Genomic DNA, 13,417 nt, shown 5'->3' on the forward strand with positions numbered 1-13,417 from the left:
ATTAAAAACACAAATTTTATTAAAATGATAAGAAATCTATTAACGGTGGCTCTTCTCTCGCTTGGCGTTTCAGCAGCCGCACAAAACGTGATAAGTAGTGTCAATTCAGGAGCACTATTTTATGTATCTGAAAACACATTGGTTTACAACGGTGGTGGACTTCAAACAACAGGAACAGGAGTTTTAGATGTAAGAGGAGACGTAATGGTAGTAGGAGCTTCTGGTGATGCATTACAAACATTAAACGCGGCAGGTACAGCTCCGCAACTTTCTGGAGGTAATATTATCCTAAGGATCAATAACCCCGCAAACTATGCTAGTACAACTGCACCATCAACTTATGGGCAGTTATACATCAATGGAATTGCACAATCTACTTTACTTACTGCAATTGTGGATAAGGAATTTAGAACTGCAAAAAATGGTACCTATCAACAGATTGCATTACCTTTTTATCAAAAACAAATTTCCAGTCTATCTGGAACAGGAATTGGCACATTAGGTAAAACTTTTAACAACACCAGGTACTCCAAAAATGAAGTTCTTACTTGGAATAATACAACAGTTGTTTCAGATAATTTCAATGTCAGCTCCACTACGCCAAAAGGAAATACATACTATATGTTGGGATCCAATAATTTGGATACAGGAAATCCACCCGCGTCTATGGCAGCAAACCCTTCTGTACCTGCAATTCCTAATGGTTCAGTTTACACTCTTCGTGGGGTGCCATTTACAAACGGAATTGTAGAATCACTTAGTGGCGCGGGATATACAGGAGTAAACCCGATTAATTTTGGACCCGGAGGAAGCTTTAATAATTCTTATAATGAGAAATACAATACGTATTTACAAGATGATTGGGATTTAGCTACACCTTGGACCGCCAATTTTGGAAGAAATATCTATCAGTTCGGAAATCCATATTTAATTAATTTGGATCTGAGCCAGATAGGGATTGTGGAAGCAACACCAAGCGATGGAAATGCAATTTCAACTATCAAAGGTATCCGTTTTGATCCAGGAACAGTAAAAACTTTACCAGGTGTAGGAACGTATTCTGAAAATGCAAAATTTGTAAATTTTACGAGCGCAAATCCATCTCCTGTTGGTGATGTGGGACTTATAATTCGCCCAATGCAAACTTTTGTTATTAAACTCAATGATAATTTAGGCGCAACCTTAAATTTTGATGGTTTACGAAGATTTAAATATTCTCCTAGGTCAAGTGCTACTCCATATTCTCCAACGGCGAAGCAAGGACAGACTAATTCTTCTGTTAAGCAATTAGGAATAATTGGCTTAGATGCAGATGGTAATGAATTGGCTCGAGCATATTACGCGGTATATCCAAGTGCAACTTCTGGTTACACCACTGGAAATACAGTGCAATCTAGATTAGGAAGTGGTAATATTTTAGGTACGTATGAAGAAGATGCTATCAATGGTGGATACGATAATAATTACATCAATAATTATTGGCTCTACATTAATGAAGCTAATGAAGAAGATTTTAAAGGAAAAGCAATCCCTTTAGCATTATATAGTTCAGCGATTAAATCCTTAAAATTTGAGATTAGAGAAAATGCCCAATTAATAGAAAACGGCGTTCATAATCTATCAACCGGAGTTGGATTTTATTATAAATCACCTACTGGTCAAGTTACAGAAATTGCTCAGAATCAAACAATACCTGTCAACAGCGAAGAATATAATCTGTATTTTGGAAAGCCGAATACCGTATTAAGTACAAATGGTAATGTTAAACCATCTCGTACAGTAGTGGCTTACAATAAGTCCATTGACAAGTTTGTAGTGCGTTTTGATCCACTATGGAAAAATGCAGACATTCAAGTTTATGATATGAGTGGAAAATTAGTGATTACTCAAAAATCTGTAAAAGCAGATAATGATTATGAAATCACTTTATCAAAAGGAAACAGTTCGTACATTGTAACAGCTACATCAGAAACTGGGGAAAAAATCAGTTCCAAAATCATCAGATAATATAAAAATACATGTTATGAAACATATTAATAAAACTTTACTTTTTTTATTCCTAATTTTAGGATTAGCCTACAAAGCCCAAAGTGGCCCACCAAGCCCTCCACCTGGTGGTGGCGGTACAGGTCCAGGAGCACCATCTTCTCCAATAGATTTGTACATTTATGTGCTTGCAATTGTTGCCATGCTGCTTATTCTATATTTTGGGAAAAAGCTACAAAAAAAAGTAGTTTAAAGATAAAATTAAGATCATTTTAAACTCATCGAATTCGGTGAGTTTTTTTATATTTACATCATGAAAAATATTTTTGGTCTTGTGGCAATTCTTGCCTTGCAAACGGTTTCTGCTCAATTTAAAATCAATATAGAAACTACTGCTAATTTTACCCCGAAAGAATTATATCTCTATTCCCTTAATGGTTCCAAAGATATATTAAACACCAAAGAGATAAGAAAAGGAAATAGTTGGCAAATTAATGTAGATAAACCTTACGTGGGAATGATGAAAATTTATTTCCCGGAAAGTAACGTTTCTCTCAATTTTATTTCAGAGAATAAAGACGTTAAAATCAAATTTGATTCAGACAAGAATAAAATTACTACTGTAGAATATTTGGATGAGAGCAATGCGCTCATGAATAGTATTCAAGATGTACAGCAGAAGCAGCAATACATTTTGCCAGCACTTTATCAAATGAAAGAATACTATAAAGGTAAAAATGATTTTGGTTTGGCTTTAGAAAAAGAAATTGCGAGATTATCTTCAAGCGGTCAAGACTTTACCAAAAATTCCTTCATTAACTATTACCGAACTAATTACAGTAAGTTCGTAGAGAAAAAAGCAGGTTCTACTCCAGCAACCCAAGAAGAGACCATCCGATTTCTATCAGGATCCAATGAAATGTTAGAATCATCTTCTCTGATGAGAGAAATTTTAATGGCTTATTTAAATATGGGTCCTAAAGATCGTGTGCAAGCAGATGTTGATAAACTACTTACTGCAGTAAACCTGGAAACGCCGAGAGGTCAAACCGTTTTGTCAGAATTAATAGACATCTTCAACGCTTATGAAATGACGGATCTTAAGACTAAATATCTTACTGAAGCACAAAACTTAAAATGTACCATAAACGATAGATTAGCATCAACCATCGCGACGAACAAAAATACAGAAATTGGAAGTGTATTTCCGAATAACACCTTCAAAGGTGCTACCAATACGAAAGCTAAATCTATTTATGATCTGAAAGCAGATAAGAAAATTGTTGTCTTTTGGTCATCAACCTGTTCCCATTGTGAAGCTGAATTACCTAAACTTATAGAAAAGTATGCTGCTATGAAATCTAAAAACATAGAAGTTATTGCCTTATCTCTAGATAGTGAAAAAGCGGTATACGATGCGAAAGTTAAAAATCTTCCTTGGGTAAATGACTCAGAATTAAGAGGTTGGTACAGTTCCTACGGCGAGACGTATAATGTACATGCAACGCCAACTTATTTCGTTTTAGACAGTGCTAACAAAATTATTGCAAAGCCTGATCATGCCGCAGATGTAATTACTTATTTAAACTTAAATTAATTTTTGCTGCGTTACAAAATATTTATATCTTTGCACCACTCTAATGGCGAGGTAGCTCAGTTGGTTAGAGCGCAGGATTCATAACCCTGAGGTCACGGGTTCAATTCCCGTCTTCGCTACAAAAGCCCATCAATTTGATGGGCTTTTTTTTACGGCTTAATTTTTCGACCGTTCATGAAAAATTCTGGAAAACTTACCAATGTAAATTCAAGTGAAAACTGCAGATTAATTTGTATTAATTACAAAAATTTGTAAATTGTTATACATATAAATCAAACATAAATTATTATAGTTAAAAGTCTTGTAAAATTTTATAGAACTAAATTTTGCTGGATAAAAAAATTGTTATACATTTGGATTGTCTTAATAATGACGTTAGTCATCAAGAAGACAATAAATTTTTTTTCATCATTTGTGTTTAGAATTGCATCGTAAGATGCAATTCTTTTTTCTTGTTTATTTCTTACCCTACAGACGCTCATAGCGAACCACTAAATCAACAAAATAAGAGTAAGTAATGCTGCCTTCCTGCTGATTTCCTTTTAAGAATAAATCGTTGGTATATCCAAATACAAAATCTAATAAACCCTCGTGCTTTTCTCTAAAGTCTTTCTCGGCCAAGCGATCTCTTTTCATCCCTGGAGAATATTGTGTAAGAATTTGTTCTACAAACCGCACATCTTCTTCAGCCAAGGAATTCAAAATCGATTTTAGAACATAATATTCGGTACTATATTTCAAATCTACATTTTCTGCATCTTTGCCGAGAAGATAAGCCATGAAATTGGCTTCCTGCTCTCTTGCATAGCCTAACTGGTGCGCGGATTCATGAGCAAGGGTGAAGGGCAGGTAAATGGCAGGCAATTCCGCATTATACTGGGCTTCTGCAGTGAAGGGATTATAGTATCCCAGAATACCTGTATAACTCATCACGCCGTGAAATAAACTAGGTTTCATCAATAATTCTTCAGTGCTTTTTTTATCATTAATAAAGGTAGGAAGCATTTCTTGCTCCTTTAATATCTGACTTTTGGTTCGTTCTAAATTTTTAATTTGAAAGACTCCATTCGAATCTTCAGAAACCAAATTTCTAGTGACTTTGCATTTTTTCAGATATTGTAATGCTAACTCTTTTCTTTCGATTACAAGCACTTCTTCTTGCGGAAGTTTTTCATTTAGCGGATTTTGGAAATAAAGAACGCCCCAAAAAATTTGATAAAAGAAGTAGAACACATTTGCAAATAGAAGTAAATTGAATATCCATTTATGTCGGGACTTTTTATTAATAATCTTAACAATCGTAAAAAGTAAGAAAACGCAGATGGAAATATAAAATACATCTCCCATGGAAAAAGGGAAGAACGAGAACAATTTTTGATGCATGCTTTTTTGAAATTCAAAAAAACTTTCCATCAAGCTAATAAAGAAAGTAAACTTTGATAAAATCCAAAACAAAAGAAATTGGGCAAGTAAAATACCTGCCCAAAATCTTTTTTTCTTATATAATGATTGGATTTTAATGTCCGCCATCACTTTTAATTTGATCTAAAGTAATTCCTTGTGCTTTTAAAATTCCGGTCACTTTAATTGCGTAGAATGCCAAATATAGGAAACATAAAATTCCGATGATATAGCTGAAATGAATATTCGTTTGATCAGCCAACCAACCTTGTAACCAAGAAATTATTCCACCTCCCATAATCATCATAATTAGGTAACCAGAACCCTGATTGGTGTGTTTTCCTAGACCATTGATTGCAAGAGCGAAAATGCAAGGCCATAATGTAGAACAGAATAGACCCACACTCGTAAAAGCATAGACAGAAAGCATACCGGTAGTCATCATTCCAATCGCGATACAGAGAATTCCCATTCCTGAAAATATTAAAAGCATTCTTGCTGGATTTCCTTTGCTTAAAATATCACATGCAATCATCACTAAAATGACCAGTCCGTAAACGTAGAAATTGGATAAATCATGTTTTGCAATTGCATTTACCAAAAGAAACACTCCAAATGCTAAATAGGGTGCTAAAAATCTTAAAATTTTCTTGGAACCAGCTGTAATATCAAAGGCTTCTACTGCACCAGTCCAACGTCCGATCATTAATGAGGCCCAATATAAAGATACATAAGGTGCGATATCTTTCGTGCTAAAACCCAGAGATTGCTCCATGTAAGCAGGTAAATTACTTGCGGTAGAAACCTCTACACCTACGTAAACAAATATTGCAATCATTCCTAAAACAAGCTGTGGATATTTTAATGCGGAATCGCGATGTTCACCCGGAACTGCATCTGTAGTATCTTCTGTTATAGTGGGAGTAATCTGTGGCAGTGATGAAAATTTTAATAAAATAGCGACTAGTATAAATGCGCCTCCTAAAATCATGTAAGGGATTTTCACGGATTCTATACTCGCTTCCGTATTTGATCCTGTAGCTGAACCGAAGATAGCAAAAGCGACAATTAATGGACCTATGGTAGTTCCTAAATTATTAATCCCCCCCGCCATTGTCAATCGCTGTGATCCAGTTTCCACGGGGCCAACTTCAATGGCTAAAGGATTTGCTACAATTTGCTGTAAAGAAAATCCTAAACCTAAAATGAATAATCCTGTAATCATTAAGGGAAAAGAAGACATGTTTGCAGCAGGATAGAAGAGTAAAGTTCCTGCAGCAGATATCAAAAGTCCCGTAATTAAACCATTTTTGTACCCAATCCTATTTACTAAATCTTGGCGAATCGCTTTGGATATAAACATGTAAATCAGTGATCCAACGGTGTAGGCAACGTAAAATGCAACCGAAACCAATTGGCTTTGACTTTGGGTTAGATTAAAAGCTTTTTTGAATACGGGGATTAAAATATCATTGCTCGCTGCAACAAAACCCCAAAAGAAAAAAACAGTAACCAATGGAATGAATTGACCCCAGTTGGTCTGCTTAGAATAGGTAGTATTAGACATTTATTTATTATTAGTTAAAACAAATATAACTATTTTCCCCCTCACAGAGGATTTTGCAAAGTATTTTTTATTTCGGCATGCGCTCTTGTTTTTAAAGCAGCTACACTTTCAACAGGTTCTAAAATTTCATTAAAATAAACCTGAACTTTTCCTGGATAACCTTTTGAATAATCAAAAGGAAACATTTCCTTCAATCCTACGAAAGTAAATACTAAAATAGGGGAGTGATGCTTGTAAGCGAGCGTAAAAGCTCCGTCTTTAAATTCATCTAACACGATTGAAGTATCATCTGAAACACCGCCTTCTGGAAAAATTACAATGCTGTCTCCTTCTTCCATTCTTTCTGCACATCTTCTGTATACATCAGCACGGCTCTTCGCGGATTTACGATCTACCATGACGCATATTCTCTTATAAATAATTCCAAAAATTGGAATATTCACTAATTCTTTTTTTCCTACATAACATAAAGGATGATGAGGCATCAAGATGCAGGGTAACATCACATCCATAATGGAAGTGTGGTTAGAAATAAAAACATATTGCATGCTTTTATCTATTTTTTTTGCAGTTAAATTTTTCAATTCATACCGAAATCCCATGCCGTAAAACATGCCGAAACACCACATGCGAATGAATTTGTAGGCATATTTATAATGCTCTTTTCGAATAGAAAATAAAAGAACCGGAATTCCCATTACAATGGTGAGCACCGTTCCTAAAATCACCATCCAGCCTCGCCAAATATAATTGAGAATTTTATTCATTGTATCTAGTTTCAGCGGAAATTGTAGAAGTTTTTATCCATTAAATATAACATTTTTCTTTACTGTATAATTTAAAACCGACACCAAAATGATGGCAGAGATTTTACTCAGCATTTCTCGGCTGAAAACGAATATACCCACAAAATCAAAATATTGTAGAAATACCAAACGGAAAAAGAGTTGGAAGATTGTTAAGCTGATGATGGTAGATAAAAATGAAATAAGCATGAAGTAAGTAAATTCCTTTTTTTTAGAATGTTTGCCTCTTTCAAAAACAAACCAGATACTTAAAAAATAGTTGGTCACGATACCACACGTTGTAGAAAAAATATTGCTCAGCGGGAAATGAATTCCCAAAAAATTCTGTTCCTGTGGAAAAAACTGCGGCAATTGTACACTGAAAATCTTAAAAGAACCGATCTCAATTACTGCACTCAGCGCACCGGCAAGTGCGAAAAGAAGGATCTGTTTTTGTTTAAATAAAAGTTCTTTCATATAAGATTGTTGCAAATTTAAAACTATATGTTAAACAATCAGAAAAACTTGTTAAAATATTTTTTTATATCAAATTATTATCTAAATTTAATTTTTAAAATAAACTCAGAGGGTGTTAATTAATTCATTTTCAATTATTTATTGGCAATGTCTTAGAAATTTTAGAACTGATAACGATATATCATTATGAATGAAAATTTAACAAAAAACCATGAAATTGCAAAGATCTTTTAGAAAATTTAGTCCGCAAAAAACGAAGATTGAAGAGTTGGAAAAAAACAGTCCGCGCTTTAAAAGAATTTATTCTGAGTATGAATCCATTTCTAATGACCTTTGGGATTTAGAAAACAAAGAATGTTCTCCTGTTCCCGATGATTTTATTGAAGCTGTAAAACTTCAAGCAGAATATTTAGAAGAAGAAATCGATGTTTGGCTCTTAGATACGCCAGATATTCAGTAAATGTTAAATACACGCTTTACAATTACTACAGCATATTTATCCGAAATTATTAGCAGATCCGTACGGCGTACCAAATACAAGATACAAAGAAGCATGAATTGTTCAATTCATGCTTTCATTTTTTACAAAATAGGCGCAGATAGGCAGCTTCAAATTTCCGTTTCACCATCCTTTCCTTACCTTTGCCAAAACTATAGACGATCATCAACTGATCTCGGACTTTTGCCTTATGAATATCAATATTAATCAGAATAAAAATCTTAAACTTTTTAAAGTAATAGCAAAAGTTGCAGCAGAAAACAAGCAGTCTGCTTTCATCGTGGGTGGTTACGTGCGGGATTTATTGATGAAAAGAGTGAGTTCAACGGATATTGATTTTGTCACAGAAGGAAACGGGATGGGCCTTGCAAAGGCCGTTGCAAATGAAATAGATCCCAATTTAAAAGTTTCTATTTTCAAAAATTATGGCACTGCAATGTTTAAGCATAATGGCCTGGATTTAGAATTTGTAGGTGCCAGAAAAGAAAGCTATGCTGAAGATTCCCGTAAACCTTTTGTAGAAACAGGTACTTTAGAAGATGACCAAAAACGTCGGGATTTTACGATCAATGCGTTGGCTATTTCCTTAAATGAAAATAATTTTGGAGAATTAATTGATCCTTTTGAGGGAATTTCAGACCTGAAAAATAAAATTTTACGCACCCCATTGGCACCTGTTCAAACCTATTCTGACGATCCTCTTCGCATGATGCGTGCCATTAGATTTGCGTCTACTTTAAATTTTACTATTGAAGAAAATTCTTTGGCGGCAATTAAAAGTGAAGCAAAAAGGATACGAATCGTTTCGCTGGAACGCATTATGGTTGAGTTTAATAAAATCATGCTTTCAGAAAAACCTTCAAAAGGGCTGCAGTTGTTAGAGCAAACAGGCTTATTAAAAATGATAATGCCAGAATTAACAGCCTTAAAAGGGGTTGAAGAAATAGAAGGACAGACGCACAAAGATAATTTTTGGCACACGCTGGAAGTGGTAGATAATATATCTCAAAATACAAATAATCTTTGGCTTCGGTGGGCCGCTCTACTTCATGACATTGGAAAAGCGCCTACCAAAAAGTTTGTTGAAGGCAGTGGTTGGACCTTTCACGGGCATGAGTTTTTAGGCTCAAAAATGGTGAAGTCTCTTTTTCATCGTCTGAAATTGCCTTTGGGGGCAGATATGAAATATGTTCAGAAATTAGTCAAACTTTCTTCAAGACCCATTGCTTTAATTGATGACGATACATCTGATTCTGCTCTCCGTCGACTTTTATTCGATGCTGGAGAAGATTTGGAAGATCTGTTTATCTTGAACAAAGCCGATATCACCACGAAAAGTTCAGCCAAGCAGGCGAAATTTAAAAGAAATTTTGAAGAAGTAGCGCTTAAAATCAAAGAGGTAGAAGAAAAAGATCAGGTCCGCAATTTTCAACCGCCCATTTCTGGGGAAGAAATTATGGAAATGTTCAATTTACAACCTGGCCGCGAAATCGGAATCTTAAAGGAAAAAGTAAAGGAAGCTATTTTAGAAGGTGAAATTGCAAATAATAGAGAAGATGCCAGAAATTTCGTTATTCAGGAAGGTCGATCTATCGGTTTGATTTTAGTTTAAAATAAAAGCCCTTTCAAATATAGTTTGAAGGGCTTTCTGTTACCTAGATAAAGGAGTGTTTAATTTTTGTAGAAACCATTGGTTCCTCTTCCTGCGGTAACTGTTTTGAGTAAAGTACCTGCAGTAGAATAAATTTCTACCGTACTGTCTGCCATAAATCCGTTCGCATTAGAAATGTAAATTTTACCATTAATTACGCTGAAACCATACAACGATGACCAAGAAGTATCAGTTAGGGTAAGAATTGGATTGGTTGGCGCTGTCGTGGTGCTCATGTCCATTGAATAAACTTTCGCTCCAGAACTGAAGAAAAATTTCGTTCCATCAGCTTCTAAATTAGTTGCATTAGCAATTCCAGTTAAGGTAATCGTAGAAGAAATTGCGCCAGTAGGACTCAATTTGTAGATGTAAGAATCGGTTGAAGTAGATGCGATGGTATAGACACTCCCACCAGTAGAAATTGTTTTCTGGATGTTTCCATTAGGAACGATTACTTCAGATTCTACCGTGTTGGAAGTTGGGTTGATAATAGTGATTTTTTTACCTGAACCAAATGAAGCATTTTGCACGAATATTTTTCCGCTGGCTTCTAAGATTCTTTCTCCTGCATTAGTCAAATCAATTTTTTTAAGAAAAGTGTTGGTCGTAGCACTGTAAACATTCACATATTTCGAAGTACCAGAACTGTTTGTTACGTAATAATTATTATTTGCAAAGGCAATATATCTTGGCTGGGAAACCTGATCAGATACGGTTGCCACTTTTTTAAAGGTATATCGGTTTACGATTTCAATTTTATTAGAATTATTAAGGATCAAATATGCATTATCGCCATTCACTCCAATATTTTGAAGAACATCTCCCAAAGCAGCACCTCCGTTATTAGTACTAAAAATATTATTTTCTATGGATAAATCATCAGAAATAAAAGAAACCGTTGCAGTTGGTGTGCCGAAATTACCTTCGTTTGAAAGAAAGATTCCGTTTTCATAAGCACCTTTTGGCTGTGGTTCTACAATAGGATCGTCTGTTCTGCATGAAATGGTAAAAAGCAAGGTGGCGGCGAATACTGCAGACAGTAATTTAGAAATTTTCATTTTTATATTTATTTAAAAGTTAATTAAAAGATTGGCGCTGTAATTTCTTTTTGGCAAAGGAAAATAAGCGGTGGTTTCGTAGATTTCATCAAAAATATTATTGATTTTAAATCCGATTTGGTAGTTTTTCAAAAAGGTCAAATTCACCCCGGCATTCATTACAAAATACGGGTTGATGGCGTCACGAATTGCTTCGTCACTCGTGGTATAAGTCAATCCATTATACATTCCCTGAACAAAGATCTCCGCAAAACGATATTTGTAAGTCGCATTTCCGAAAATTTTATGTTGAGGTACATACATTAGAAATAGGTCTGTATCCGTGTCTTTAGAATGAGTGTAGACGTAGCCAATAGATAATTTTGCTTGATGATTTTCAAACGCTTTTTCGAAATCCAGTTGCGATTCTAAACCATAAGATTCCACGTTGTTGGTATTCACCGGAGACCAGTAGCCATTGGGAGTTGGCAACCATCTTATCATATCTTTTATTTGGATATAATAAGGAGTAAGGTTTAATTTAAAATTTTGGTATTTAAAATTGTTTCCTAATTCAGCTTGATGAGAAACTTCTGGTTTTAAATCTAAATTTCCACCAGGTTTCCAGTAAAGATCATTGAAGGAAGGATATCTGAAGTTTTTTGAAATATTTAAGGCAAAAGAATACCAATTGGTAACATTCATCTTTCCAGAAAATGAATAAAGAACTGGAGTTGCGATTTCCTCCACAAAATCCTTTTTAACGCCTGCTTCAAAATTTAACACCTGATTTGGATTCCATCTTAGCAAACCTGCAACTGAACCTGCATTTCTGCTGACACCAGCAATACCAGATTGATAACCTTCTCCTTTGTCGAAGTGGTATTCGGTAATTAAATTGAAGGCCAGTTGATTATTGAAGAAATAATTAAAATCATTTTTAGCGAAATAAGAGTCGCCCGAACCACCACTGCTTTTAGGTTGGTTGATGTTACTAAAATATTGAAAATCATCTTGAAGATAAGCGACTTTGAAACTGTTATTTATTTTTTTTGAAATGAAATCCCAGGCAAGTAAACTCCTAAAAGTATTGCTTAAGTATTTAGTTTTGGTCCCAAATTCAGAAGTAGGATAATGCTGTTCACCGTCATAAATTTGAGTTTGCCAAGACAATCTGTTTTTCGTATTGATTTTATAAGCCGCTCCTAAATTGAAAGTACGGTTATCATATTCCCCATTTAGGTTGACATAATTTTTTTCCGGTACTTCATAGTCATTATCGCTTTTTACAAAATTCCCCGAGATTTTAATAGAAAGTTTATCGTCGCTGTAAGAAGTTTTTAGAAAAGAATTGATGGTATGATAAGAACCACCTTCTAGAAATAAAGTAGAATGAAAACCTTTATCAAAAGAAAGTTCGTTGTTTAAATGAATGGTTCCACCGATGGCACCACTTCCGTAAATTACACTTCCGCCGCCAGATTTTATTTCGAGTTGGTCATAACTAAGAAGGTTTAGATTGTTGACATCACCCTGTCCTAAAAATATTGAATTAATATTAATTCCATTCCAAACAAAAGCAGTTTGTTGGGCTGTAGTTCCACGAAAAGAAGGCGAAGAAACCATTCCGCGACCATTTTCTTTAATATAAACGGGAGATTGAAAACGCAGAACTTCCGAAAGATTCGTCGTGTTTTTCAATAAATCTTCCTGATTTAAAGTCTGGATTTTTTGAAATTTCTTAGAATTTTTTAACTGATTATCGAATATGTAAACAGTGTCAATAGCCTTCTCCTGAGCAAAACTCAACAAAAAACAAAACAGGAACGCAGCAGAAAATTGGTGTCTTATAGTCATTATTCAGGCCTTTCCTCCGAAAGCATTTTTTTATGTTAATGCTTTGTAGTAAGGTCTCCTGACTTTCACAAAACTGCACCTTCCCGATTGCTCAGTGGTTGTATTGCAGTTCCTTTTTGGTGATTTACAGTTGCGGGGACAGCCCATGATTTACACATGATTCCCTTTTCTAAAAGCGTGGCGAAGGTAAGTATTAAATCTGAATGGGCGAAAGTTTAAAGTTTCAATTTTATTTTCCGTGGGAGTAATTTAGAACCACCTTGTTTTTAATGTCAACTTCTCCGAAAGCAACTCCACCAAAACCAGTGCTACTGAATGTTGCTTCAACAAAATAAATACTATCGTTAATTTTTTTGGCTTTCAGAGGTTGTTCTTCTGCCATTGCTTTCTTTCCATAAACTTCCCTCCATTTTTTTTCGGCAATTTGAATGGCCAATTCTTCATCTGTTAGAATTTTATTTGAATTCAGTTTCTCGCTTTTACCGCAAGAAATTATTAACAAAAGGAAAGAAATAGTAAGTCTCATCCTGAGTGTAATCGTAATTATTGGAATCAAACCT

The 13,417-nt window shown here is 34.7% G+C and carries 12 protein-coding genes, 1 tRNA gene and 1 riboswitch; of the genes, 6 read left to right on the plus strand and 7 right to left on the minus strand.

The annotated features are described in order from the left end of the window. Positions 1–24 precede the first annotated feature (24 nt). The 4 genes from RCH13_RS09480 to RCH13_RS09495 all read left to right on the plus strand — a co-directional run bounded on the left by RCH13_RS09480 (position 25) and on the right by RCH13_RS09495 (position 3,702). The gene (locus RCH13_RS09480; protein ID WP_326986995.1) at positions 25–2,007 is read left to right on the plus strand and encodes a T9SS type A sorting domain-containing protein; all 1,983 of its coding nucleotides are present in this window, start codon (positions 25–27) and stop codon (positions 2,005–2,007) included. Between the two features lie 16 nt (positions 2,008–2,023). Beyond that, the gene (locus tag RCH13_RS09485) at positions 2,024–2,239 is read left to right on the plus strand and encodes a signal peptidase (protein WP_326986996.1); all 216 of its coding nucleotides are present in this window, start codon (positions 2,024–2,026) and stop codon (positions 2,237–2,239) included. Between the two features lie 60 nt (positions 2,240–2,299). After that, positions 2,300–3,583, plus strand: a complete 1,284-nt coding sequence (locus RCH13_RS09490; protein WP_326986997.1) for a peroxiredoxin family protein — start codon at positions 2,300–2,302, stop codon at positions 3,581–3,583. Between the two features lie 45 nt (positions 3,584–3,628). Then, a tRNA-Met gene (locus RCH13_RS09495) sits at positions 3,629–3,702 on the plus strand. A gap of 349 nt (positions 3,703–4,051) precedes the next feature. Here the strand turns inward: RCH13_RS09495 and RCH13_RS09500 are convergent. Genes RCH13_RS09500 through RCH13_RS09515 form a run of 4 tightly spaced genes read right to left on the minus strand, consistent with a single transcriptional unit; the run spans position 4,052 to position 7,813 of the window. Then, on the minus strand, positions 4,052–5,113 hold the full coding sequence (locus tag RCH13_RS09500) for a DUF3810 domain-containing protein (RefSeq protein ID WP_326986998.1): 1,062 nt from the start codon (positions 5,111–5,113) through the stop codon (positions 4,052–4,054). Next, on the minus strand, positions 5,100–6,551 hold the full coding sequence (locus RCH13_RS09505; protein ID WP_326986999.1) for an MFS transporter: 1,452 nt from the start codon (positions 6,549–6,551) through the stop codon (positions 5,100–5,102). The genes RCH13_RS09500 and RCH13_RS09505 overlap by 14 nt, the downstream gene beginning before the upstream one ends. 41 nt (positions 6,552–6,592) lie before the next feature. After that, positions 6,593–7,318: a lysophospholipid acyltransferase family protein gene (locus RCH13_RS09510; protein WP_326987000.1), complete on the minus strand. Its 726-nt coding sequence runs from the start codon at positions 7,316–7,318 to the stop codon at positions 6,593–6,595. Positions 7,319–7,351: 33 nt separating this feature from the next. Then, positions 7,352–7,813: a GtrA family protein gene (locus RCH13_RS09515; protein ID WP_326987001.1), complete on the minus strand. Its 462-nt coding sequence runs from the start codon at positions 7,811–7,813 to the stop codon at positions 7,352–7,354. A 211-nt stretch (positions 7,814–8,024) separates the two neighbouring features. Between RCH13_RS09515 and RCH13_RS09520 the strand changes: the two genes are divergently transcribed. Both RCH13_RS09520 and RCH13_RS09525 read left to right on the plus strand, forming a co-directional pair. Next, on the plus strand, positions 8,025–8,273 hold the full coding sequence (locus tag RCH13_RS09520) for a hypothetical protein (protein ID WP_326987002.1): 249 nt from the start codon (positions 8,025–8,027) through the stop codon (positions 8,271–8,273). A gap of 229 nt (positions 8,274–8,502) precedes the next feature. Then, positions 8,503–9,924 (plus strand): CCA tRNA nucleotidyltransferase, encoded by a 1,422-nt coding sequence (locus RCH13_RS09525; protein WP_326987003.1) that lies wholly within the window; start codon positions 8,503–8,505, stop codon positions 9,922–9,924. Between the two features lie 59 nt (positions 9,925–9,983). Here RCH13_RS09525 and RCH13_RS09530 read toward each other — a convergent pair whose 3' ends face one another. From RCH13_RS09530 to RCH13_RS09540, 3 genes are all read right to left on the minus strand, one after another. Continuing rightward, positions 9,984–11,021: a YncE family protein gene (locus RCH13_RS09530; RefSeq protein WP_326987004.1), complete on the minus strand. Its 1,038-nt coding sequence runs from the start codon at positions 11,019–11,021 to the stop codon at positions 9,984–9,986. Between the two features lie 12 nt (positions 11,022–11,033). Continuing rightward, a complete protein-coding gene (locus RCH13_RS09535) occupies positions 11,034–12,857 on the minus strand; it encodes a TonB-dependent receptor plug domain-containing protein (RefSeq protein ID WP_326987005.1) in 1,824 nt (607 codons plus the stop codon). Positions 12,858–12,886: 29 nt separating this feature from the next. Beyond that, positions 12,887–13,061: riboswitch (cobalamin riboswitch) on the minus strand. 25 nt (positions 13,062–13,086) lie between these two features. Then, on the minus strand, positions 13,087–13,413 hold the full coding sequence (locus RCH13_RS09540) for an NTF2 fold immunity protein (protein WP_326987006.1): 327 nt from the start codon (positions 13,411–13,413) through the stop codon (positions 13,087–13,089). Positions 13,414–13,417 lie beyond the last annotated feature (4 nt).

The organism is Chryseobacterium sp. MP_3.2, from assembly GCF_035984805.1.
In the GTDB taxonomy this organism is placed as follows: Bacteria; Bacteroidota; Bacteroidia; order Flavobacteriales; family Weeksellaceae; genus Kaistella.

What these genes read in the sequence shown, in the direction of transcription:
- RCH13_RS09480 (WP_326986995.1), top strand. Translation starts at nt 25, where the DNA reads ATGATAAGAAATCTATTAACGGTGGCTCTTCTCTCGCTTGGCGTTTCA.
- RCH13_RS09485 (WP_326986996.1), top strand. Translation starts at nt 2,024, where the DNA reads ATGAAACATATTAATAAAACTTTACTTTTTTTATTCCTAATTTTAGGA.
- RCH13_RS09490 (WP_326986997.1), top strand. Translation starts at nt 2,300, where the DNA reads ATGAAAAATATTTTTGGTCTTGTGGCAATTCTTGCCTTGCAAACGGTT.
- RCH13_RS09500 (WP_326986998.1), bottom strand. Translation starts at nt 5,113, where the DNA reads ATGGCGGACATTAAAATCCAATCATTATATAAGAAAAAAAGATTTTGG.
- RCH13_RS09505 (WP_326986999.1), bottom strand. Translation starts at nt 6,551, where the DNA reads ATGTCTAATACTACCTATTCTAAGCAGACCAACTGGGGTCAATTCATT.
- RCH13_RS09510 (WP_326987000.1), bottom strand. Translation starts at nt 7,318, where the DNA reads ATGAATAAAATTCTCAATTATATTTGGCGAGGCTGGATGGTGATTTTA.
- RCH13_RS09515 (WP_326987001.1), bottom strand. Translation starts at nt 7,813, where the DNA reads ATGAAAGAACTTTTATTTAAACAAAAACAGATCCTTCTTTTCGCACTT.
- RCH13_RS09520 (WP_326987002.1), top strand. Translation starts at nt 8,025, where the DNA reads ATGAAATTGCAAAGATCTTTTAGAAAATTTAGTCCGCAAAAAACGAAG.
- RCH13_RS09525 (WP_326987003.1), top strand. Translation starts at nt 8,503, where the DNA reads ATGAATATCAATATTAATCAGAATAAAAATCTTAAACTTTTTAAAGTA.
- RCH13_RS09530 (WP_326987004.1), bottom strand. Translation starts at nt 11,021, where the DNA reads ATGAAAATTTCTAAATTACTGTCTGCAGTATTCGCCGCCACCTTGCTT.
- RCH13_RS09535 (WP_326987005.1), bottom strand. Translation starts at nt 12,857, where the DNA reads ATGACTATAAGACACCAATTTTCTGCTGCGTTCCTGTTTTGTTTTTTG.